Source organism: Rhodanobacter sp. UC4437_H4 (assembly GCF_052978425.1).
In genome coordinates this window covers 3,274,216-3,296,069 of sequence record NZ_CM129673.1, presented here as the reverse complement: position 1 = coordinate 3,296,069, position 21,854 = coordinate 3,274,216, and the positions used below count along the sequence as shown (strand labels likewise).

Here is a 21,854-nt window from a genome sequence, read left to right as displayed (position 1 = left end):
TTGGTCCCCCGTCGCGCCGGGCCGCCACGGCGGCGGCCCTGTCGAACCCGGCGTGGGTTTCATGTCGAGCTAGGGATCATATCAGCGGGCACCGGTGCCTGCGAATCCCGCCGCGCCGGCGCCTTCGGAACGGCGGAAAAGTGTTCTATGCTGCGATCGGGCTGGCCTTGCGCCATGCCCGCTGGTTCCCTCGATGCCCCGGCGGAAGGACGAACTGCATGCTGATGGACGCTGTCAAACCGGCTGACCTGCAGGCGACGCGCGTGTTGTCGCTGGACGCCGCTGGCCGCATCCTGGACTGGATCAGCTGGCAGGACGCGGTGTGCCTGTACGTGCGCAACGTCGTCGCCTGGACCCTGGGCGATCCCTGCCTCACCGTGCACGGCGGCCACAACCGTGCGCTGGGCACGCAGAGCCTGCTGCAGTTGCACCCGATCATCGCCAGCACCGGCCACTGCCGCGAGCACGCGGTCGACCCGTCGCCGGCGCTGACCAACACCGCGCTGTTCGCGCGCGACCGGCACATCTGCATGTACTGCGGCGAGCACTTCACGCGCATGGAACTGACCCGCGACCACGTGCTGCCGATTTCCCGGCAAGGCAAGGACGAGTGGGAGAACGTGGTCAGCGCCTGCCTGTCGTGCAACCTGAAAAAGAGCAACCGCACGCCGCAGCAGGCCAACATGCCGCTGCTGGCGGTACCGTACCGGCCAAGCTGGGTGGAGCACCTGATCCTGTCCAACCGCAACATCCTCGCCGACCAGATGGAGTTCCTGGTCAGCCGGCTGCCGCGCGACCGGCGCCCGATGGCGGAATACGCCTAGGAGCGTGGGCGGTAGAAACTTTCGAGGCAAAAGTGGCTGCGCGAGTGCAGATTTTCCACGCTTCGCCGGCCCATGATGGTTCTGTAGGCCGGGAAGCGGCGGAAACATAAACCGCGCAGACGCCTTTGCAGCCCGGAAGATTTCTACCGCCCACGCTCTAGGAGACGCCAAGCCTCACTTCCGCCGCTCCGCCGCGGTGTCGGCATGGCCCTCTTCCGCGCGCGTTTCGCGGTTCTTCTCCAGTTCGCGGTCGATCTCGTCGACCTCCTCGCAGGCTTCGTCCGCCTCGTCCGCTTCCTCGGCTTCGCCCCGGGCCGGGCCGCCGTGCCTGCGCTTGCGGCCGCCGCTGGCGCGCTCGCGCCGTGCCGCCAGCTTGCGGTAGTTCTCTCGGATACGCTCCAGGGTCTCCTCGTCGAGGTCTTCCAGGTCGAGCAGGCCGTTGTGGGCCGCGGTAGTGCGGATCAGCTCGTCCAGCTTGATCTGCAGCGCCGCGCTGTCGCGGTTCTGGCTGTTCTGGATCAGGAACACCATCAGGAAGGTGATGATCGTGGTGCCGGTGTTGATCACCAACTGCCAGGTGTCGCCGAAGTGGAAGAACGGCCCGCTGGCTGCCCAAACCGCCACGATCAATACGGCCGCCAGGAAGGTCGCCGGTCGACCGGACTGGCGCGCGGTGGCTTCCGCAAAGCGGCGAAAAGCCTGCGAGACACTGGCCATGGACGGATCTCCGCAAGGGAATCTGCGCGCAGCATGCGATGCCGATTGTGTGCCGCACGTGCAGGCTGCACCGGTCGCAATCAGGCCTTGTTCACTGTTTCGCCCTTGCTCCGCCCCGCCGCTGGGCCAACAATACGAGGATGAATGACCTCAGCCATTATCCCCGCCTGGCTTCGATCGACGCGCCCGCCGACCTGCGCCGACTGCCCGACAGCGAACTGCCGCAAGTCGCCGACGAACTGCGCCAGTATCTGATCGAGGCCGTCGCCAGCTCCGGCGGCCACTTCGGCGCGGGCCTGGGCGTGGTCGAGCTGACCGTGGCCCTGCACCACGAGTTCGACACGCCGCACGACCGCCTGGTCTGGGACGTCGGCCACCAGTGCTATCCGCACAAGATTCTCACCGGCCGCCGTGACCGCATCACCACGATCAAGAAGAAGGACGGCCTGGCGCCGTTTCCGCGCCGTGAGGAAAGCGAGTACGACACCTTCGGCGTCGGCCACTCGTCCACCTCGATCTCGGCCGCGCTGGGCATGGCGATCGCCGCGCAGGCCAGCGGCGAGCAGCGCAAGGTGGTGGCCGTGATCGGCGACGGCGCGATGACCGCCGGGCTGGCGTTCGAGGCGCTCAACCACGCCGGCGACGTCGAGCCCGACCTGCTGGTGGTGTTCAACGACAACGGCATGTCGATCAGCGAGAACGTGGGCGCGCTGACCAAGATGATGGCGCGCGCGATGGCCAGCCGCCGCCTCAACGACTTGCGCGAGCGGGCCAAGCGGGCCATTCCCAAGCAGTCGTTCATGGGCCGCTGGTTCAAGCGCTGGGAGGAGCACGCCAAGGGCATGTTCGTGCCCTCGACGCTGTTCGAGGAACTCGGCTTCCACTACACCGGCCCGATCGACGGCCACAACATCCCGCAACTGCTGCAGGCGCTGCGCACGGTGAAGAACCTGCCCGGCCCGCAGCTGCTGCACGTGATCACCACCAAGGGCAAGGGCTACGCCCCGGCCGAACAGGCGCAGATCGAATACCACGCGGTCGGCCCGTTCGACCCGCTGGCCGGCGTCAAGAAGAAAACCGGCAAGGCCAAGCCGACCTACACCGACGTGTTCGGCGACTGGTTGTGCGACCAGGCCGCCGCCGACCCGCGCCTGCTCGGCATCACCCCGGCGATGCGCGAGGGTTCGGGCCTGGTGCGTTTCTCCAGGGAATACCCCGCGCGCTATTTCGACGTGGCGATCGCCGAGCAGCACGCGGTGACACTGGCCGCGGGCATGGCGTGCGAGGGAGCCAAACCCGTGGTGGCGATCTACTCCACCTTCCTGCAGCGTGCCTACGATCAGGCGATCCACGACGTGGCGCTGCAGAACCTCGACGTCACCTTCGCCATCGACCGCGCCGGCGTGGTCGGCCCGGACGGCGCCACCCACTCGGGCAGCTTCGACCTCACCTACCTGCGCTGCCTGCCGAATTTCGTGATCATGGCGCCGGCCGACGAGAACGAGTGCCGCATGATGCTCAGCACCGGCTTCAGCCACCCCGGCCCGGCGGCCATCCGCTACCCGCGCGGCACCGGCCCCGGCGTGGCGACCCACCACGAGCTGGAAACGCTGCCGATCGGCAAGGCCGAGCTGCGCCGGCGCGGCCACGGCCTCGCCCTGCTCAGCTTCGGCGCGATGCTGGCACCGGCCGCCACCATCGCCGCCGAACTCGACGCCACCCTGGTCAACATGCGCTTCATCAAGCCGCTTGACGACACCCTGATCCTGGAACTGGCCAGGACCCACGACGGCTTCGTCACCCTCGAGGACAACGCCGTCGCCGGCGGCGCCGGCTCCGCCGTGGCCGAGTGCCTGGCCGCGCATGGCATCACCCTGCCGATCCTTCATCTCGGCCTTCCAGACGTCTATCTGGAACACGGCAGCCGCGAGGAGGTGCTGAGCATGGCCGGCCTCGACCTGCCGGGCATCCGCCATGCCATCCACGCACGATTTCCGTTGATCGAGCGGCTCAGCCAGAACAGCGCCTGATTCCGGCCATCCATCCGGGTTCGCCAGCGCTCCAGGACCCGGATCACGCTCGGCCGCTTCGTGCTTCAGTTACGCTCGGAGCAGCGCAGCGACACCACGGAAGGGAACATCTTGACGGGATGGATCGACGGATCATGGCGCCAGCTGAAAGACTGGGCCAGCCGGCAAGCGGCCACGCCGCGATGAAGCGCGCCTGATCGCAACCCGTGCCGACTGCCTGCGCATCGCCATCGAACGTTCCGAGGGCATCGCCGCCGGGCAGGTTCTGCATGACCTCCGCGAACTGAGGACCCAGGCTCATGATCCAGAATTTTGTTTACGTTCTGAACAACGGCCTCAGGACCAAAGTTGGTGAGTACCTGCCTTCAGTGCCGCTGCTTCAGCAAATCAATGACCCGGAGTACCGACCAAAGGCGTACCAATGGGAGAACGATGGTCGAACGTTTACACGGCAGATTGATGGTCATGACACGCGGACTGCGCACCTCCTGCCCGACGGAGACGGCATCATCGTCCTTCAGGCACAAGCTCATTGCGGTGCCGACAACGTCATCGTTCTGGATGCTGCGAACGAACTGCTCCGACGCATCGTCAATCCTTACCGGACCTCAAAGTTCTTCATGAATGGCGACGAATTCTGGTTCTATGGCATCACCGTGCGCGGTGACGACGTCATCTTGAACATTCAGGTGCAACGCAAACTTGCAGGGAGGTCACACGATGCCGTGCCGATCTACGAGGCAAGTTACGACCCCATGACATGGGATTTGAAAAAGATCGAATGGAAACCTGCGACGTAAAATCTCTGCTTCGCGGGGCGCAGCAACAATCGCCACCGCCAGCAGCAGGTTGTGCGTTGAACCGGAGCATCGTGGACGGGGGATGCACGCCGGCCGTCATCGCCGAGCACAACGCCCGCCGCTCACCCGATCGCGCTGCTCCAGATCCTGCGCCGTGAATACTTCGGCATAGCCGGCATCGCGCACCAACACGCGCGCGGCCTCGCCCTGGTTCCAGCCGTGCTCGAACAGCAGCCAGCCGCCCGGGGCGAGATGGCCGAGGGCGCCATCGACGATGCGGCGGATGTCGTCCAGGCCGTCGCGGCCCGAGGCCAGCGCGCTGGCCGGCTCGAAGCGCAGGTCGCCGCGGGCCAGGTGTGGGTCGCCGGCCTCGATGTAGGGCGGGTTCGAGACGATCAGCTCGAAGCGCTGCCCCGCCAGCGGCGCCAGCCAGTCGCCTTGCACAAAGCTGACGTTGTCGATGCCGTGGCGCTGTGCATTGCGTCGGGCAACGGCCAGCGCCGTCGCGCTGGCATCGGTGGCGATCACCTGCGCGCGGGGATGCTCGCGCGCGACCGCCAGCGCAATCGCGCCGCTGCCGGTGCCGAGGTCGGCCACGCGGCCGCTGAAACCGGGTGGCAGGCGCTGCAGCGCCAGTTCCACCAGCAGCTCGGTTTCCGGGCGCGGGATCAGCGTCGCCGACGTGACCTCCAGATCCAGCGTCCAGAAGCCGCGATGGCCGACGAGGTAGGCCACCGGCTCGCCAGCCTCGCGACGGGAAAGCAACTTCTGATAGGACGTCTGGACGTCCATTTCAAGCGGATCGCCGGCATGCGCGAACAGCCAGCTTCGCGGCCGCTGCAGGACGTGCAGCAGCAGGAGTTCGGCCTCGGTGCGGTCGCCCAGCCGTTGCGTCGCCGCGGCCAGCGCCTCGCGCACGTCAGGCATCGCGCCCCGGCCCCGCCGCCGAAGGCGGCAGTTGCGGCGGCACCACGCCAGGCTTCGGCTCGCGCTTGCGCCAGTAGCCGCCATGCGTCCACGCGTCGAAGGCCCAGCGCAGCCAGCCGATCAGCGCATTGGCGAGCCACAGCGCCCAGACCAGCATGGCGAGCTTGTAGATCCACAACGGCAGGCTGAACACGCCGGCCAGCGGCAACGCTCCGTCGCTGCGATCGGCAAACCAGTGCAGGTTCGACCCCGACGAGTGGTTGCCGGCCACATGCATGTCCGGCAAGCCCAGCAGACCCTGCGGCACGGCGCCGACCAGCACGCACAGTGCCAGCACGGTCAAGGCCGCCAGGCCCAGCTGCAGCAGGTTGAAACGCAGGCGTTCGAGCTGCTCCGGCGCCCGCAGCCGCGCACGCAGGCCCAGGGCGATCAGCCACACCACCACCAGCGCGAACGCACTCCAGGCGAAGGCCGAGAAGCCCAGCCCCAGCAGCACCCAGTGGCGCAGGCGCAACGGCGTCGGGGCGTAACGCGCCAGCAGCCAGGCGGCGATCAACAGCACCAGCACCTGTGACCAGTACAGCACCGCCGGGCCGTCGGTGGGCCCCCACGTCCACAACACCCAGCGATCCTGCGGCAGTTGCAGGTTCAGGTCGATGTTGGCCACCGGTGCATGCAGATCCAGCGCAGGCGTGCGCACGCGCGTCGCCACGCCCAGCGGCTCACGCAGATGCACGGCGTAGTCATGCGCGCCGGGCAGCAGCGGCAGGCTCAGCTTGCCGTCACGCACCGCCAGGTTGATCGGCTGGTTGTCGCGCCGGGCATCGATCAACTCGCTGCCGGGCGGCAAGTCGATGGCATGCTCGCCGCCACGGGTGCTGCGCACGCGCAGGTCCAGCTGCAACTCGCTGGCGCGCTCGCCGGTGCGGATGGTCAGCTGCGCGCCGTCGATGGCGAGGCTGTCGCCGGCCATGGCCACCGGCTGCGTGATCGCCAGTTGCAGCTTCTCGCCCGGCAGCGGATCGAACCGCAGGCCATCGTCGCTGGCGCTGGTCGGCACGCCTTCGGCATCCACATGCCACATCGGCGCCGCGCCCACTTCCCACACCTCGGAGCGCTCGCCCAGCGGCGGTGCTTCCAGGGTGATCTTCGCGGAGCGATCGAGCTGGCTGCTCCAGCTCACCATCGATTCGCCGGCCTTGAAGGTGACGTTGATCCTGCCGTCCTTGACCAGCACGCCCTCGCCGCGCGGATGCTCGCCCGGCAGCAGCGGCAGGCTGATGCTGAAGCCGCCCTCCTGCGGCGCGATGCGCTCGACCCGGTTCAGCACGATCCAGTCCAGCCCCAGGCCGATGCTGCGGGTCAACCGCACATACGGCGGAAAGCTCTGCGCGGTCGGCAGTTGCTTGCCGTCGGCCGCCGTCTGCACACGGCGCAGGGTGACGCTGTCGCCCAGCACCCGGCCGCCATCGACGCCATCGAGCGACCAGCCCGGGTCGCTGAAGGCGATGCGTTGCGGCGCCAGCGCGAAGTGCAGCGCGGCGCTGTCCACCGCGTCCAGCCGGTAGCGCAGGCTGACGCGGTGCACGCCGCGATCCAGCCGCAGCAGCAGCTGATCATCGTCGCGCAACAGCGCCGGATCGGCCTGGCCGTCGAGGCGGACATCGACCAGCGGCATTACCTGGTCGGATGTCGGCAACGGCAGCGCCACGCTGGCTCCGGCGTGGGTTTCCAGCACGACCTCCAGCATCGCGCCATTGACCTGAAGTTGCGCCTGCGCCACCTCGGCACACTGCGGCGCGCACTTCGGCGCCTCGGTGAGCCGGCTGCGCAACTGGCTGAGCAACTGCGCATCCGGCAGCGCCTGCGCGCGTGCGCCGGTGGGCAAGAAGGCGATCGCCAGCAAGGCGGCACCGGCGATGCCTGCAGCACGCGAAGGCAGCCAGTGGTTACGCAGCGGTCGCCACAGCTTCATGGCCAATCGACCCAGCACCACCGCCAGCAAGCCGACCATCACTACGCGCAACAGGCGCACCAGCCATGCCGGTGCGATCACCAGCCGGGTGGTTTGCTGCGGCGTCACCGGCCCCGACCAGCCGAGCCGGTAGTTGTTGCCCTCGTCCCAATGCGGCGTGCCGACGCCGGCCTGGATCACGGTGCGGTTGTCCTGCTCGCTGGCCACCAGTTGGCTGGCCGTCATCCGCGAACCGGTGACAACCACGCTGGCCAGGGTGCCGGGGGCCGCCTGCACGACATTCGCGCTCATCTCGCTCACGGCCCGCGCGCCCGGTGGCGGTGGCGGAGGCGGTGCCGGCACGCCGGCCGCCATCTTGTCGGCGACGACGGCCTGCGGTGCATACGCCGCCGACACCATCCGCGGCGCGCTGCCGTGCTCCAGTTGCGGATGCAGCGCGTACTGCAATTGCGCGGCCGCGAACGGCAGCGCCCACAGCACCGCCAGCGCAAACACGGCCAGCGCGCCGCCGCGCGCAAACCCGCGCAAGCGACCTTCCGGCAGCGCGCGCAGCAACAAGGCGAGCGCCAATGCCAGCGCCAGCGTCCACAGCGGTGCCAACGCCTCGTGCTGCGCCAGCGCCAGATAGCCCGCCGCCAGCAGGGCCCACGGCCAACCGAGCAAGCGCCCGGCCAGCAACGCAACCAATGCCACCACGAACAGGTCGAGCAGGCTCCATTGCGCGGCCCAGGAATCGTTCGAGCGATCCGCACCGATCACACCGAGCAGGCGATAGCCGTGCGGCAGGTGCACGGTAGCCTCGATGCCGTCCAGCGGCAGCTGCCAACCGGAACCCGGCATCGCGCCGACTCCGGCCGGCACGCGCAGGCCGGCTGCCACGTCGATGCGGCGATCGCGCAGCTCGACACCCGCATGGCCTTTCGCATCCCTGGTGACCAGCAGCGGTTCGCCGTCTTCCGAGGCACGCTGCAACTGCCACGGCGCGGTGACGTCGAGCCGCTGGTGATGGCGAAGTTCGCCACTGAGACGATCGGCGACGCTGAAATGCCCACCGTCGAAATCCAGCCACATCTCGCGTTGCAGGTGCAGCGCGTCGCTGCGGCTGCCTTCATTGCCGCGGTTGCCCTGCTCCACGCTCAGCCCGCTGCGGTCATCCAGCGCGTAGGCCGGCAGGTTGGCCCAGTCGCCCGGCACCCCGGCCTGCGCCGCGTCGACCGCATTGCCTTCCACGCGCGTGCCGCGCAGCGCGTTGTCATCGGCGTAACTCCAGACCTCCTGCTTCGGCCACGGCGCGGGCGGCAGGGTCACGCCGACCTTCGCCAGTGGCGCGACGCTGCGCGCCAGCAGGGTCAGCGTCCACTGGCCCGGCCGCAATTGCACGCGCAGATGGCCATCGTTCTCCAGTCGCGCGGGCAGCTCGCCGCTGAGCGCAGTGGCGACGAAACCCGCGGGCAGCACCGGTCCCAGCACCTGCTCGCGCGCGCTGCCGCTGACGTTGAATTGCAGCTGCGTCTCCAGCGTAGCCGGGAGGCCATCGGCCAGGCGGCGATACACGCGCAGCGAAAGCGCATCGGCCGCGCGTTGCGCGCTGGCCGCTTCGCCCAGCGTGAGCTGCCGGCCATCGCGTTCGATTCGCGTCACCGTGGCGCCGTCGACGCGAAGCGTCACCAGCCCGATCGACTCCGGCACGCCCAGGTTGGCGGGTCGCGACGTCCATGGCAGCTCGCCCTGGATGTGATAATCGCCCGACTCCAGCCACAACATCGGTTGGCCCTGATGCTCCAGCACCGTCGCCGGCCGGTTGCCCAGGTTCACCTGCTGCGGCCAGTGGCGACTGTCCCCCGGCAGGGCCACCCAGCTCGGCGCATCCACATGCACCTCCAGGCTGAAGTGCCCGCCATCCTCGCCGGCATCGAGCGCCAGCCGCCCCGGCCAGGCGCAGCGGTAACTGTCCTCACCCGGTGCCTGGTCGGCCAGGAACGGGCAAGCGTGCCCGGGCACGTCGTGCAGCACCCAACCCTGCCAGTCACGCAACGGCGGCGGAATGTCCTGCGCCGCCAGCGGCGCGGTCAGCAGCAGACCCAGACCCAGCAAAATGCACAATCGACGAAGCATGCTGCTTTACCCCTTTAGGCCGGTCGGCGGGCACAGTGTAAGTGGAACGCGGCGAGCGGACGAAGCGGCCCGTAACTGCGCCAGCCGCGATACGCGTTCGCACATTGCGCACTCCGGATTCAACGCAGCACGGGGTGGAATGGGGTCGAGGCCCGCCCCTCCCTCACGCCTCGTCGTGCCTGCGCAGGCACGCATCGCACTTCGTCATTGCGGGCAGTGGTGGCATTGGAGGGCAGCGGGCCGCACGCAAGCCAGAAGCGGCCGATTGCTTGCAGCTGCAGGAGCGCACTTGTGCGCGATGCTCTTGCTTTCAGAGCAGAGCGGTCGATCGCCCAAGGCGATCGACCGCTCTTCGCTTTGAATTCGGCCATAAGGCATCGCGCGCAAGCGCGCTCCTGCAAGTGCGAGGGATCGATCGTTCTTGTGAGACGGGCGATGCCTGTCTTCGCAGGCATGACGGAGTGTGGGGACGAGGTGGGAGGTCTGTCGAAAGCCCGGCAGCCACGTCATATCTCTCAATCAAAAGAATGGCGCGCCGGCCAGACAACCGGCGCGCCACATGACACATGCTGAGCGAGCGTCAGCACGGTTACTGCAGGATCGCTGCAGGGTCCTGCGCCTGCTTCAGCGCCGCGCACAGTTCGATCGACTCGCCGGTCTGCGCCAGGCCGCGGGCGATGCCGGCCGCGTCGTCCACGCGCGAATCGAAGAAGGCGTGCAGGCGCGCGGACTCGGCGGTGCTGCAGCCGCCGGCAGCGGCCAGCGACGGCAGGCGGCCGCCGGCGAAGCTGCCGGTGCGCTCGAGGATCCGCGGGTAGTGCGCGGTGAACCACTGCCACATCGCATCACGCTGCGCGATGGTGTCGCGCTCGCCCATCAGCAGCATGCCCATCTCGCCTACCTTCACCGTGTCGGTCAGGGCGAAGTTGCGCACCTGTTCGGCCAGCGCCGGATCGTCGGCGCGCGACAGCCCGTCGAGGATGCCGTTGCGCAGCGCCGGGTCGCTGGTGTGGGGCAGTTCGGCGATCAGCGCGTCCACCGCGGATTTTCCGTGCGTCTGCACTGCCATGCCCAGCGCATCACCGAGCAGGTCGGGGTTGGCGGCGGCCAGGTCCAGGCGACCGTTGGCGCCGGGCTTGAGCGCCGCCTCACCCTGCTTGAGCAAGGCCGCGCGCACTTCCGGCACGCGGAAGTCGAACGCCAGCGCGTCGGCGAGCGTGCTGCGCAGCAAGGCCGCTGTATCCGTCTCGCCGGCCACGCGCTGGTAGCCGAGCTTCTGCAGCCGCGGCAGGTATGCCGCGCGAACCCAGCCGTCCACGCGTGCACGCTGCGCGTCAGTGCGCGCCGCGTGGTGCGCGATCCACGCCAGCTGGCCCAGCGGGGCGGTGGCGACGTCGGAGATCGGCGAGGCGGTCAGCGGCTTGAACGCGGCCAGCACGTCGCCGGCATCGAGATCGCCGCGACGGAAACTGGCGCTGACCGCATCGGCATACGCGAGCTGCTCGGCGTCGCTGAGCTGGCCGACCACGGCGGTCAGCCGGGCCAGTTGCGGCTTGTCGAGGCTGAAACGGTAATAGCCGTGGGCGTTCGCGTTGGGCATGACCCAGGTCGGCTTGCCGGCACCGGGCAGCGCCATCGAGCCGCTGGCCTGGTCGAGCATCTTGCACTCCACCTTGCTGGACTGCGCTTCATCCTTGCCGTTGGCGCGGGTGCCGTAACGCACGCACACCGGCACGCCCCACAGGCGCTGCGGGTCGCCCTTGCTGCCCAGCGGCAGGTAGCGATCCTGGCTCAGCCGCAGCACGGCCTGGCCGCCCTTGTATTCCAGCTTGGTGCGCACGTAGGGCACGCCGGACTGGTTGAGGAAGCTCTCGAATGCGTGCTTGAACGGCGCGCCCTTGCCCGCCGCGTCGGCGATGGCGTCGACCAGATCATCGGCGGTGGCGTTGCCGAACTTGTGATCCTGGATGTACGCGCGCATCCCCTTGCGAAAGATCTCCTCGCCCACGTAGTTCTCGAACATGCCCAGCACGCTGGCACCCTTCTGGTAGGTAATGCCGTCGAACGCGGTAGTGATGTCGCCGTTGCCGGTGATCGGCTGGCGCACGCTGCGCGCGCTGACCAGGCTGTCGCTGCCCATCGCGCGCTGGCCGCCGCGCACGCGGTCGAGATCGGCGCGGTATTCCGGATGCACCTGCATCGTCACCTTCTGCTGCATCCAGGTGGCGAACGCCTCGTTGAGCCAGATGTCGTTCCACCACTCGGTGGTGACCGTGTCTCCGGTCCACATGTGCGCCAGCTCGTGCGCGGTGACGTTGAACGAGCCGCGCACGTTGCGCGCGGGGGAATCGTTGTCGAGCAGCAGTAGCCAGTCGCGGAAGGTGACCAGGCCGGGGTTCTCCATCGCGCCGGCGGAGAAATCCGGCGCGGCCAGCAGGTCGAGCTTGTCGAACGGATAGCCGAAGCCGTAGTAGTTCTCCAGCGCGTGGATGATGCTCGGCGTTTCGGAGAGGACATGCTGCATGCGATGGCCCTCGCCTTCGGCGGCGACGCCACGCAGCTGCAGCGGCTTGGCGCGGTAAGCGGTCGGCGAAATGTCCGGGCCGGCGACGACGTCCCACGGGCCGACCGCGAAGGCCACCAGGTAGGTCGGCAGCGGCACGGTGCGGGTGAAGGTGACGGTCTTCCAGCCCTTGCCGGCGCTCTGCTCGCTGACCGGCTTGGTGTTGGCCACCACGGTCTCGTCGGCGGGCGCGGTGATGGAGATGTCGAACGGAGTCTTGAAGCCGGGCTCGTCGAAGCCGGGAAAGGCGAAGCGCGCGCTGATCGGTTCCATCTGGGTCATCGCATACGGCTTGCCCTTGGCGCTGACCTTGTACAACCCCTGCAGCTGCGCATTGAGCGGCGCGGTGTACTCGAACTTCACGCTGAGCTGCTGCGGCTGCAACACGCTGCCGAAATCCACCCGCGCCACGCCGGCCTTCGCATCCGCCGCCACGTACTTGCCCACGTGCACCGCGCCGGCAGCATCGGTGATCTCCACCCTCGACACCTTCAGGTCGGCGCCGTCCAGCCACAGGTGGTCGGAGGCCTTTTCGAGCTTCACCTCGATCGTCGTGGTGCCGGAGAAATCTGCCTGCGCAGGGTCCACCTTGAACGCCAACTGGTACGACTGCGGCACGGCCCAGCCGGGCAGTCGGCCGCTGGGCGCCTGCTCGGCGGAAGCGGCCAGGGTCGAGGCGCCACAGGCAGCGAGCGCGGTGAACAAGGCGGTCTGGACAAGGCGGCGCATGGCTTCACTCCGGGACGGACAAAGCCCCACGCTAGGGGGCGGCATGACTTTCGACCCAGTGCCAGAAGGCATGGCTGGCGGCCTGCGGCATCGTCAACGCTGATTATTTGCGTGGCGCATCATAGGTATGATCTATCTTTCGACGGACCGGGAACGACGATGAACCTGCGCGACCTGCAATACCTCGTGGCCCTGGCGGAGCACCGCCATTTCGGCCGCGCGGCGGCCGCGTGCTTCGTCAGCCAGCCCACCCTCTCCACCCAGATCAAGAAACTGGAAGAGGAACTGGGCGTGTCGCTGGTCGAGCGCACTCCGCGCAAGGTGCTGCTGACCGAGGTCGGACGCGACATCGCGATCCGCGCACGCGACGTGCTGGGCGGGGTCGAGCAGATCCGCGCGGTGGCCCGGCGCACGCTGGATCCGGAGTCCGGCACGGTGCGGCTGGGCATCTTCCCCACGCTGGGGCCGTACCTGCTGCCCCACGCGCTGCCGCTGGTGCGCAAGGCCTTCCCCCGGCTGGAGCTGCTGCTGGTCGAGGAAAAGACCGAGACCGTCCTGCGCCTGCTGCGCGAAGGCCGGCTCGATGCCGGCATCCTCGCCCTGCCCCTGCACGAGGACAGCCTGCACAGCGAGTTCCTGTTCGAGGAGCCGTTCCTGCTGGCGGTATCCGAGGCGCACCCGCTGGCGCACCAGCAGGGGCTGCTCAAGCTGCGCGACCTGTCCAACCAGAACCTGCTGCTGCTGGAAGACGGCCACTGCCTGCGCGACCAGGCGCTGGAGGTCTGCCACATGGCCGGCGCCGGCGAACACGCGGGTTTCCGCGCCACCAGCCTGGAGACCCTGCGCCAGATGGTGGCGGCCAACGTGGGCATCACCCTGCTGCCGGTAATGGCGGTGAAGCCGCCGGTGGCGCCGGTGGAGGGCCTGCACCTGATCGAGTTCAAGGGCCACGCGCCCAGCCGACGCATCGCGATGGTGTGGCGCAAGAGTTCGGCGATGGAGGCTTTCCTGGCCAGGCTCGCCGATGTGCTGCGGCAACTGCCGCCCGAGCTGCTCGATACCCGTACGGCCGCCTCGCCACCGCCGGCGGAAGCAGCGGCGGCAACAGGCGCGGCAACGACAAGGAAATAGCCGCCCGGTGCCGCGGGACGGCCCGCCGGTTTGCGTACACTGGACGCACTTGGGGAAGCTTCAAAACCAGCCGTCATCCCGGCGCAAGCCGCGATCCGGCGCATCGACACCCACGTGAAAACACGGGACTCCAGCCTGGGCTGGAATGACGTTTGTTGGGGCACTCTCGGGACCGTCCGCTTCCATGCGCAAACTTCTCATCGTCGTCGCCGCGTCGCTGCTGTTGCTGGGCGTGCTCAAGCACCGTCAGCACGCGGCGGTGCACCCCGGCCCCGGCGTGCTGGCTGCCGCGGCGCCGGTGCAGATCGACCTCGATCACGGCGCGCAACTGCAAAAGGGCGACACCACGCTCGCCACCCGCGCGCACTTCGACATCACCGCCCGCGTGCTCTCGCGCAAGGACTATCCCAGCCGCGCCGACGGCGACCTGGTGCCGGTGGACCTCGCCATGGGCTGGGGCCGCATGTCCGACAGCGCGGTGCTGGCCAACATCGACATCCGCCAGTCCGGCCGCTTCTACTACTGGCACGTCGACGAGTTCCCGATCCCCCAGCGCGAAATCGAAACCTCCAGCGCCAACATGCACATCATCCCCGCCGACGACGACGTGAAAAACCAGCTGGAACAGGTGCGCGCCGGCCAGGTCATCCACCTCGAAGGCTTCCTCGTCGACGCCACCCGGCCTGGTGGGTGGCATTGGAAGACGTCCATGACGCGCGATGACACGGGCGCGGGGGCGTGCGAGTTGATTTATGTGGAGCGGGTGGACGTGGTGCCGGCGCCGTAGGAGTGTGGCGTGCCGCCGCTCAACCTGGCCTCGCACGCCCCACTGGCCGTGCAAGGCACTGGCCCGGTTCTGGGCACGGCGATCCTGCTCGAGAGCGGGGATGTCGCACGCTTCGCCTCGGTCGGTGACCACGCCTCGTACTGCCGTATGGTCGAGAGCGCACGGCTACCAGACGGCAAGCCGTGCGCTAGAACACCATCCGAACGGCCCACGAGTACGTCGGGGACTTCTTCTTCGAGGTTTCAGTCAGGGGCGCAGCTTCCCCTCACGTTATCGCAGGGAGCGAGATTTGGGACTGGGGTCCGACGCTAATCAGGCGTTTTCTTTTCAGCAGAAATAGCCTCGTGAGATTCATCCTCAGCGAAGCGATTTCGCCAGATACGGCTAATACCATCCGTCTGCCTGAGCGTCACGGGGATATCAATGCGAGAGGTACGGTCAACCTTAATCCCCATACGCCCAAGAATGCACCCAGTGAAGGACTCGGCGTCACTCAAGAGATCCTCGTAAAAAATACGAATAGGCTCTATCTCGACGGTATCGAAGATATCTTCCCAACATCTCTTCTGTTCCCTGATCAATCGCAGACACTTTTTGATATGAAAAAAATCATAAGCAACCTCAGACACATTTGCTATTCCTCCGAACCATGTTTTTGACCTCATTGCCCTCGAATAAGAAAAAGCCTGACCCAACTCATCCCTTCTCGTCAAATATAAAACATAGTTTGGCGTAATTTCCTTAAGCAGCTCAGGGTACTTTTTTGATATCTCGAGGAAATTTGAGGTAAACATCTTCCAGCCGAATACACCATTCAAAGAAGTTCTTATAATCTTCACACTCCGCCAGTAGGATTGAACATGCCCGGACAAAACTCCTCCATCACCGCTGATCGGATAACCCAGCCTCTGGTACAGATCGGCTATCACTCCAAAGTTCAAATATTCCATCGGCGATCCGAGCAGACCGGTCTGCCATAGCTTTATCGCACAATAGGTACTTCCTGAACGAGGTAGGGTCGCTAACATGTACGTACCCAACGGCTCTCTGCCGAAGCAGTTAAAATCGAACTCGGCATCATATAACCTACGTGCCAAATGCCTTCCTTGCTTTTCCATATCTTATCCACTGATCACTCAACGATCATCGAACAAAATAGAGCTAATCAATTTCTCATGCAGCCGCTCGGATTAGATGTAAGCTTCGACGACTTGTCAAAATACTTCGAATAAACCTGGGCCGCCCAAACGTTTGCATTGACAATCTGGGCGTTAGTCAGACGCTGTGCTGCAACGCGAGCATTATCCGCATAAATTTTCTTCAGACCATCTGCTGCGCCGAGTTGAAGCAATCTGTTTGCGCGATAAAGGGTAAATGGCTTGCCAATGATGTCCATAGAGGACATAACACCCATACCGTCGTGGTCAGGGCTGTCCTTGGCCAGAAGGGCGACGGCCCGCCAATCGCCTCGTTCGATAGCTTCCTTTAAATATCTATGTGCGTTAACCCTATACTCGTCGATATCAACATCTTTCGGTGTAAAAAAAGCGCCATCGACATAGCAAATGCGCGCATCTTCGTCCCCGTCCTTTGCAGCAATTATAACAGCTTTGCGAAACTCTCTTTCAAGAACACTGGGGTCCCCGCTGCACCCCCTCGATGAAGCGTTGGCTTTCGAAGATTCTTCCAGAGCCTTGCTCCATCTCGCGCACTGTTCGGAATTAACACCTTTATGCCGAGAGCAGCTATTCATCCCACTGGACAAGACCGATGCATCTAGGTAATGCGTAAAGCATTCCCTCGCGTCAAGGAATTCCCGACGATGCCCTTCTGCGATGACACTGATTCTTCCGCTAGCAATCTTGCCACTGGACGTCGGATCCACGCTCGCGGGGGGAGTGCCTTGCGCGGCCACCAAGGCTGCCCCCGATGTGATGAAACAGAGGCAGGTGGCGAGCAAGGTCATGCGTTTGGGGGCGAGTATTGTCATGATCTCTCCAATATACCTTGAAAGTTGTACGTAACTACCTGAGTGCCACAGCCCGCCTAGTTACACTTAGCCCCACCGTCTGCGACATAACCATTCTCGGCGTCTTGGCCAGCTTGGTCCGCAGCATCTTCCTCGGCTTTTTGTTGCGCCGGAGTTGCGTTTGGATTGTAATGATTTTGATGATACCATTCGTGTGCTATAATCTTTACCAGATGCGCGTCAGATTGATATGCATGTTTATATATCTCCGTTCGCGCAATATGATTCTGTTGATTCTGGTCCGCAGTTAGAAATGTGGTCGCGTCATCCATTTGCCAATATTTAGCTCCGAGAGGAAGTGGCGGATCTTCGATGGTTGACGTCGTCGTATGACTCACCCAAACTCCGTCAGCGTCCTTAGCGGTCCATCCATACACGTCTGTGAATTTGGTTGGCAAGGACGGGCTAAGCGCCCCATAGGCCAATGCGCATTGCTCCAAATGTTGCTGACTTACTGTATTGGGGACATTGTAATCATAACCGCCACCCCCACCCCCTCCCATATCGGGAGGGGGCGGCGCACTCGTTATAGGCAGACCAGAAACATAGGTCGGCGGCGGCACGGTTGCTGTGACGTTGCAGCCGTTGGCGGTGCAGGACCCATGGGTTTGTGTCTGCTCCATCGAGTCGTCGGACCCGATAATGATCTGAATTTCCTCCGGGGACAAACTCCGCATGGGTTTGTTCGGGGCGCATGTGTTCATCTCACCAATACTGCACTCATAGATGCGCTCGGAATCGCTTTGCCATTTCACCAGATTCCACGAATTTGACGCGTTGCCGCCTAATGAAGAGCTGCCGCGTGCTTCGGGATTTGGCGTTGCGCCAGATGCCCCAATTTGAGGGCTAATTAAATATGCCGCTAATCCCAACGCTGGGTACACCAGTCCAAGCATTGAATAGGTCAGTCTCACCTTGCGCAATGCTGTGATATCGATTAATTCTTCCTGCGTATACATCACGGCCCTCCCAGCACAGTGGTGTAGCCTACTTAGGCATGGATTACTGTTGATTCCGAGCGAACTCACAGCGAACAATTATCGCGCGCGCACAGTTATTACAATTTCCGATGATATTGCCGTTCTTTCTATGACGTGACGTGCCGCTCAAATCATCCTCAGCCGCGCGTTAAGCAAATGTGACGTCGCTTTACGGAATCAGAGGTAGGGGTTAAAGGTCTCCGCGTATCGCAAAAATATACGAATTTCGCAATATATTTCTTGTCCGAAGGGGTCAGAAGAACGGGGGTCAGTGTCTGAGGTTTCCCCACAAATCTCCTCGTTCAATCAACATGTTGCATGCCGATTGAAGGAACAGTGCGCGCATGATGACTTGCGAGTGGCAACTCCTGGACCAAGATAAAGGGGACGAAGATAAAGGGGACGTGGCCAATTAAATCCGGCAAACCGCAGAACCTGACCCGTTCCGGCATCCCAAACGGAGCATCCCATGGGCCTCTTGACCTTCAGCATCAACGTCACCCTGGACGGCTGCGTCGACCATCAGGAAGGCATCGCCGACGACGAGACGCACGCGTTCTTCACCCGCCTCATGGACGAGAGCGGGGCGATGCTGTGGGGCCGCGTCACCTACGAGATGATGGAGAGGTACTGGCCGGCGGTCGCCCGCGGCGAGGTGGAAGCGCCGCCGGCGATGCGCGAATGGGCGGTCAAGCTGGAGGCCAAGCCGAAGTACGTGGTGTCTTCGACGCGACAGGATTTCCCTTGGGCCAACAGCCACCATGTCGCCGGCGACTTGCGCACGGGCGTGCAGGAGCTCAAGGACGCGACTCCGGCCGGCGTGCTGCTCGGCAGCGGCAAGCGTGCGGCGGAACTGGACCGGCTGGAGCTGATCGACGAGTACAGGTTCCTCATCCATCCCCGGATCGCCGGTCATGGACCGACTTTGTACCAGGACGGGCTGCCCGGCACGCGCCGACTGGAGCTGGTCTCGGCCACGCCGCTGCGCAACGGCGCAGTTGCCATGCATTACCGGCGCGCACGCTGACCGGTAGTGCTCCGATGGCGAACTGATAGAGTCCTTGCGGTTGGAGTGAAGTCCGAAGCAGTGCGCGAACGGTTCGTCGCACGACTGCCACGGTCCTGCAGCCCGAGCGCGAAGCCTCTCCCATGAACCCCATCCACATCGAACGCCTCGACCATCTCGTCCTCACCGTCAAGGACATTCCCACGACCTGCGATTTCTACTCGCGCGTGCTCGGCATGGAGGTCGTGACGTTCGGCGCGGGCCGCAAGGCCCTGGCGTTCGGGCAAAGCAAGATCAACCTGCATCAGCAGGGTCGCGAGTTCGAGCCCAAGGCCGCCGCGCCGACGCCCGGCTCGGCGGACCTTTGCCTGGTCACCCTGGCCCGACCGCAGGCCGTGCTGGCCCACCTGGAGGCGTGCGGCGTAGCCGTACTGGAGGGGCCGGTGCAGCGCACGGGGGCCACCGGGCCCATCACCTCTGTCTACTTCAGGGACCCCGATGCCAACCTCATCGAGGTCTCGAGCTACGGCGAAGCCTGAAGGGCGCCCGACCCTGCCCCGCGCTTACCCGGGCCGGTTGCAGTTGACCATCCACATCGCGCCGTAACGATCGGTGAGCATGCCGAAGCGCAGCGCCCAGTCGGTCTCGGCCATCGGCATGGTCACCTGCGCACCTTCGGACAGGGCGGCGAACAGGCGCTCGGCTTCCTGCGGCTGGTCGACGCTGAGCGACACGGCGTTGCCGTGGATGCCCGGATACGGGCCGCTCTCGGGATTGCACCAGTCCGAGCCCATCAGCACGGCGTCGCCCACCTGCAGGCGCACGTGGGCAATGAGGTGGCGGGTGGCGGGCGGCGCCGCATCGCCGGACATGTCGCCCATGGTCACCTTCATCGCGATCTGGCCGCCCAGGCAGCGGGCGTAGAAGTCGAAGGCTTCGGCGGCGTTGTCCTTGAAAAACAGGTAGCTCACGAGTTGCATCGGTGGTCTCCGGCGGGGTGCTCTGCAGGGATGACGAACGGCGCGGGCGCAAATCGACAGTCAGCGCGAATCAGGCGGCCACGGCGATTTCGGGGAAGGGTTCGCGCCAGGTTTCGAGCTCGTTCATGCGCTCGTGCCAGCGCTGGACGGCAGGGAACTCGGCCAGCGGGATGTGCGCGCGGGTCGCGTGCGGAAGCGCCACGGCGAGCGCGAAATCGGCCAGCGTGAGCGAGTCGCCGACGACGTAGTTGCGATGTTGCAGATGGCCGTCCAGCACCGCCGCAGCGCGGCGCCATTCGTGAGAAGCCCGCTCCACTTCGGCGGCGTCTGCCTCGCCCAGGTTGAAACGCGGCCTGATGATGTGCTCGAAGTAAAGCGCGCCGCCGGGCCGGGTGAAGTGCTGATGGTTCCAGCTGAACCAGCGGACCACCTCGATCTGGCGTGCGTCCTGCGGCCACAACTCCGAGTCGCAGCGCGCGGCGAGGTGGCACATGATCGCGTCCGCCTCCCACAGCGCCAGCGCGCCGTCGACCAGGGTAGGCACCTTGCCGTTGGGATTGAGCGCCAGGTAGCCGGGGCGGCGTTGCTCGCCGCGGCCGAGGTCGAGATAGACGTATTCAACGGGGGATTCCAGGTATTTCGCGACCGCGCACGCGGAGCGCGGTTTCAACACGTCGGACCAGTAGAGCTTCATGATTGGAGTTTCCTCGCGAAGGTGGGGACTTCCCTGCCACGACGAACGACGCTCCCGTGAATCGACAGGCGCGGATCAACCGCGCGGATGATGCTGCGCGTGCAGCCGTTTCAGCCCCTCCTTCGCCACCAGCGTGTAGATCTGGGTGGTGCTGAGCGAGCTGTGGCCGAGCAGCATCTGCAGCGCGCGCAGGTCGGCGCCGTGGTTGAGCAGGTGGGTGGCGAAGGAATGGCGCAGCACATGCGGAGAAATGCGTTTGGCGTGGATGCCGACCTGCTGCGCGTAGCGCTTGACCAGGGTCCAGAACATCTGCCGGCTCATGCCCTCGCCGCGGTTGCTCAGGAACAGCGCCGCGGGCTGCCGGCCGCGGGCCAGCGCCGGCCGGGCGTCGGCGAGGTAATCGCCGATGCGCGCCAGCGCTTCCTCGCCCACCGGCACCAGCCGGTCCTTGCCGCCCTTGCCGGTGATCCGCAACACGCCTTGGCGGGTGTTCAGCGCCGCCAGCGGCAGTTCCACCAGCTCGGACACGCGCAGGCCGGAGGCGTACATCAGCTCCAGCATGGCGCGGTCGCGCAGGCCCAGCATGGTGCCGGTGTCGGGCGCGCCGAGCAGGCCCTCGATCTCGCGTTCGGCCAGCGCCTTGGGCAGGCTGCGTGGCATTTTCGGCCGCTCGATCAGCAAGGTGGGGTCGACGAAATCCGGCTCGTCGCGGGCCACGCAGGCGTAGTAGCGGCGAAACGCCGACTGCCGTCGCGCGATCGAGCGGACGGCCGCCGCCTGGGTGCCGTGGTAGGCGGAGATGTCCTCGCGCGTGGCCGTGCGCAGGCTGCGTCCGCGCGACGCCAGCCAGCGCGCCAGCGCTTCCAGATCGCGCCGGTACGCTTCGAGCGTGCGCTCGGCCAGGCCGTCCTCCGACCACACCCGCTCGATGAACAGCGCGATGCCGCGGCGATCGGCTTCGGCGATACTGGCGGGGTTTTCTTCCTTGTCCATGCGCACGATGCTGACCATCGCGCGCGCTCCACGCAAGCGATCCGATGCCGATGCCCGCCCGTTCCGACACGCCCTCCGCCATGCCCTGTCCGCTGTGGCGGCGCCTGCTCGCACTGGTCTACGACCTGCTGATCGTGGTGGCGATCGTGATGGTGGTTGGCCTGCTCAGCCAGCTGGCCACCGGCGGGCAACTGGTGCAGGGCGCCGATCACGCGCAGGTGCCGGCGTGGTACCGGCCGCTGCAGGGGCTGGTGGTGTCGGCGTACTTCATCGGCTCGTGGCTGCGCGGCGGCCAGACCGTGGGCATGCGGCCGTGGCACATCCGCGTGACCGCTCGCGACGGCGCCGCGCCGACCTTGCAGCAGGCGGTGCTGCGTCTGCTGGTCGCTGCCGCGCCGATGCTGCTGCTGATGCTGGCGCCCGTGCTGGGCCTGCGCGCCACCTTGTGGCTGCTGCTGGCGGCCTGGGGTGCGTGGTTTGCGGTGGCCTTGTTCGACCCGCGCCGCCGCGCGCTGCACGATATCGTCGCGGGCACCGAGTTGCGGCAAACGGGCTGAGCTTCACGTATTGCACA

17 protein-coding genes and 1 pseudogene are annotated in these 21,854 nt (G+C 65.7%); 8 read left to right on the top strand and 10 right to left on the bottom strand.

Annotated features, from left to right (window positions below; translation table 11 throughout):
• Positions 1-218 precede the first annotated feature (218 nt).
• Positions 219-824, top strand: coding sequence for an HNH endonuclease (locus tag ACVCL3_RS14825; RefSeq protein WP_447099803.1), 606 nt, complete (start codon positions 219-221; stop codon positions 822-824).
• A gap of 339 nt (positions 825-1,163) precedes the next feature.
• On the opposite strand, the pseudogene ACVCL3_RS14820 reads toward ACVCL3_RS14825, so the two are convergent.
• Positions 1,164-1,541 (bottom strand): annotated as a pseudogene (locus ACVCL3_RS14820) (low affinity iron permease family protein); the annotation flags it as partial.
• Positions 1,542-1,681: 140 nt separating this feature from the next.
• Between ACVCL3_RS14820 and dxs the strand changes: the two are divergent.
• On the top strand, positions 1,682-3,571 hold the full coding sequence (gene dxs, locus ACVCL3_RS14815; protein WP_447098242.1) for a 1-deoxy-D-xylulose-5-phosphate synthase: 1,890 nt from the start codon (positions 1,682-1,684) through the stop codon (positions 3,569-3,571).
• Between the two features lie 299 nt (positions 3,572-3,870).
• A complete protein-coding gene (locus ACVCL3_RS14810) occupies positions 3,871-4,371 on the top strand; it encodes a hypothetical protein (RefSeq protein WP_447099802.1) in 501 nt (166 codons plus the stop codon).
• A gap of 96 nt (positions 4,372-4,467) precedes the next feature.
• On the opposite strand, the gene prmC is transcribed toward ACVCL3_RS14810, so the two are convergent.
• The 3 genes from prmC to ACVCL3_RS14795 all read right to left on the bottom strand — a co-directional run bounded on the left by prmC (position 4,468) and on the right by ACVCL3_RS14795 (position 12,680).
• Positions 4,468-5,298, bottom strand: coding sequence for a peptide chain release factor N(5)-glutamine methyltransferase (prmC, locus tag ACVCL3_RS14805; RefSeq protein ID WP_447099801.1), 831 nt, complete (start codon positions 5,296-5,298; stop codon positions 4,468-4,470).
• A complete protein-coding gene (locus ACVCL3_RS14800; protein ID WP_447099800.1) occupies positions 5,291-9,388 on the bottom strand; it encodes a hypothetical protein in 4,098 nt (1,365 codons plus the stop codon). Before ACVCL3_RS14800 ends, prmC begins: the two co-directional genes overlap by 8 nt.
• A gap of 589 nt (positions 9,389-9,977) precedes the next feature.
• Complete coding sequence (locus tag ACVCL3_RS14795; protein WP_447099799.1) at positions 9,978-12,680, bottom strand: M1 family metallopeptidase; 2,703 nt, start codon at positions 12,678-12,680, stop codon at positions 9,978-9,980.
• Positions 12,681-12,839: 159 nt separating this feature from the next.
• Here ACVCL3_RS14795 and ACVCL3_RS14790 point away from each other — a divergent pair, with 159 nt between their 5' ends.
• Both ACVCL3_RS14790 and ACVCL3_RS14785 read left to right on the top strand, forming a co-directional pair.
• Positions 12,840-13,811 carry a LysR substrate-binding domain-containing protein gene (locus ACVCL3_RS14790; RefSeq protein ID WP_447099798.1) on the top strand — a complete coding sequence of 324 codons (972 nt, stop codon included), beginning with the start codon at positions 12,840-12,842 and terminating at the stop codon, positions 13,809-13,811.
• Positions 13,812-13,995: 184 nt separating this feature from the next.
• The gene (locus ACVCL3_RS14785; protein WP_447099797.1) at positions 13,996-14,598 is read left to right on the top strand and encodes a hypothetical protein; all 603 of its coding nucleotides are present in this window, start codon (positions 13,996-13,998) and stop codon (positions 14,596-14,598) included.
• A 308-nt stretch (positions 14,599-14,906) separates the two neighbouring features.
• On the opposite strand, the gene ACVCL3_RS14780 is transcribed toward ACVCL3_RS14785, so the two are convergent.
• From ACVCL3_RS14780 to ACVCL3_RS14770, 3 genes are all read right to left on the bottom strand, one after another.
• The gene (locus tag ACVCL3_RS14780; protein ID WP_447101539.1) at positions 14,907-15,626 is read right to left on the bottom strand and encodes a Stf0 family sulfotransferase; all 720 of its coding nucleotides are present in this window, start codon (positions 15,624-15,626) and stop codon (positions 14,907-14,909) included.
• A 137-nt stretch (positions 15,627-15,763) separates the two neighbouring features.
• Entirely contained in the window at positions 15,764-16,588 is an 825-nt protein-coding gene (locus ACVCL3_RS14775; RefSeq protein ID WP_447098232.1) for a hypothetical protein, read from the bottom strand.
• 56 nt (positions 16,589-16,644) lie between these two features.
• A complete protein-coding gene (locus ACVCL3_RS14770; protein ID WP_447099796.1) occupies positions 16,645-17,586 on the bottom strand; it encodes a hypothetical protein in 942 nt (313 codons plus the stop codon).
• A gap of 490 nt (positions 17,587-18,076) precedes the next feature.
• Here ACVCL3_RS14770 and ACVCL3_RS14765 point away from each other — a divergent pair, with 490 nt between their 5' ends.
• Positions 18,077-18,634, top strand: coding sequence for a dihydrofolate reductase family protein (locus tag ACVCL3_RS14765; protein ID WP_447099795.1), 558 nt, complete (start codon positions 18,077-18,079; stop codon positions 18,632-18,634).
• Positions 18,635-18,765: 131 nt separating this feature from the next.
• Positions 18,766-19,152 (top strand): VOC family protein, encoded by a 387-nt coding sequence (locus ACVCL3_RS14760; protein ID WP_447101538.1) that lies wholly within the window; start codon positions 18,766-18,768, stop codon positions 19,150-19,152.
• Positions 19,153-19,176: 24 nt separating this feature from the next.
• Here the strand turns inward: ACVCL3_RS14760 and ACVCL3_RS14755 are convergent, their stop codons facing one another.
• The 3 genes from ACVCL3_RS14755 to xerD form a co-directional block, all read right to left on the bottom strand.
• Positions 19,177-19,593, bottom strand: coding sequence for a VOC family protein (locus tag ACVCL3_RS14755; protein WP_447099794.1), 417 nt, complete (start codon positions 19,591-19,593; stop codon positions 19,177-19,179).
• 70 nt (positions 19,594-19,663) lie between these two features.
• The gene (locus tag ACVCL3_RS14750) at positions 19,664-20,287 is read right to left on the bottom strand and encodes a glutathione S-transferase family protein (RefSeq protein WP_447099793.1); all 624 of its coding nucleotides are present in this window, start codon (positions 20,285-20,287) and stop codon (positions 19,664-19,666) included.
• 75 nt (positions 20,288-20,362) lie between these two features.
• Entirely contained in the window at positions 20,363-21,298 is a 936-nt protein-coding gene (gene xerD / locus ACVCL3_RS14745) for a site-specific tyrosine recombinase XerD (RefSeq protein WP_447098227.1), read from the bottom strand.
• Between the two features lie 32 nt (positions 21,299-21,330).
• Between xerD and ACVCL3_RS14740 the strand changes: the two genes are divergently transcribed.
• Complete coding sequence (locus tag ACVCL3_RS14740) at positions 21,331-21,837, top strand: RDD family protein (RefSeq protein WP_447098226.1); 507 nt, start codon at positions 21,331-21,333, stop codon at positions 21,835-21,837.
• The last annotated feature ends 17 nt before the right edge of the window (positions 21,838-21,854 follow it).

What these genes read in the sequence shown, in the direction of transcription:
- ACVCL3_RS14825 (WP_447099803.1), top strand. Translation starts at nt 219, where the DNA reads ATGCTGATGGACGCTGTCAAACCGGCTGACCTGCAGGCGACGCGCGTG.
- dxs (WP_447098242.1), top strand. Translation starts at nt 1,682, where the DNA reads ATGAATGACCTCAGCCATTATCCCCGCCTGGCTTCGATCGACGCGCCC.
- ACVCL3_RS14810 (WP_447099802.1), top strand. Translation starts at nt 3,871, where the DNA reads ATGATCCAGAATTTTGTTTACGTTCTGAACAACGGCCTCAGGACCAAA.
- prmC (WP_447099801.1), bottom strand. Translation starts at nt 5,298, where the DNA reads ATGCCTGACGTGCGCGAGGCGCTGGCCGCGGCGACGCAACGGCTGGGC.
- ACVCL3_RS14800 (WP_447099800.1), bottom strand. Translation starts at nt 9,388, where the DNA reads ATGCTTCGTCGATTGTGCATTTTGCTGGGTCTGGGTCTGCTGCTGACC.
- ACVCL3_RS14795 (WP_447099799.1), bottom strand. Translation starts at nt 12,680, where the DNA reads ATGCGCCGCCTTGTCCAGACCGCCTTGTTCACCGCGCTCGCTGCCTGT.
- ACVCL3_RS14790 (WP_447099798.1), top strand. Translation starts at nt 12,840, where the DNA reads ATGAACCTGCGCGACCTGCAATACCTCGTGGCCCTGGCGGAGCACCGC.
- ACVCL3_RS14785 (WP_447099797.1), top strand. Translation starts at nt 13,996, where the DNA reads ATGCGCAAACTTCTCATCGTCGTCGCCGCGTCGCTGCTGTTGCTGGGC.
- ACVCL3_RS14780 (WP_447101539.1), bottom strand. Translation starts at nt 15,626, where the DNA reads ATGTTAGCGACCCTACCTCGTTCAGGAAGTACCTATTGTGCGATAAAG.
- ACVCL3_RS14775 (WP_447098232.1), bottom strand. Translation starts at nt 16,588, where the DNA reads ATGACAATACTCGCCCCCAAACGCATGACCTTGCTCGCCACCTGCCTC.
- ACVCL3_RS14770 (WP_447099796.1), bottom strand. Translation starts at nt 17,586, where the DNA reads ATGTATACGCAGGAAGAATTAATCGATATCACAGCATTGCGCAAGGTG.
- ACVCL3_RS14765 (WP_447099795.1), top strand. Translation starts at nt 18,077, where the DNA reads ATGGGCCTCTTGACCTTCAGCATCAACGTCACCCTGGACGGCTGCGTC.
- ACVCL3_RS14755 (WP_447099794.1), bottom strand. Translation starts at nt 19,593, where the DNA reads ATGCAACTCGTGAGCTACCTGTTTTTCAAGGACAACGCCGCCGAAGCC.
- ACVCL3_RS14750 (WP_447099793.1), bottom strand. Translation starts at nt 20,287, where the DNA reads ATGAAGCTCTACTGGTCCGACGTGTTGAAACCGCGCTCCGCGTGCGCG.
- xerD (WP_447098227.1), bottom strand. Translation starts at nt 21,298, where the DNA reads ATGGTCAGCATCGTGCGCATGGACAAGGAAGAAAACCCCGCCAGTATC.
- ACVCL3_RS14740 (WP_447098226.1), top strand. Translation starts at nt 21,331, where the DNA reads ATGCCCGCCCGTTCCGACACGCCCTCCGCCATGCCCTGTCCGCTGTGG.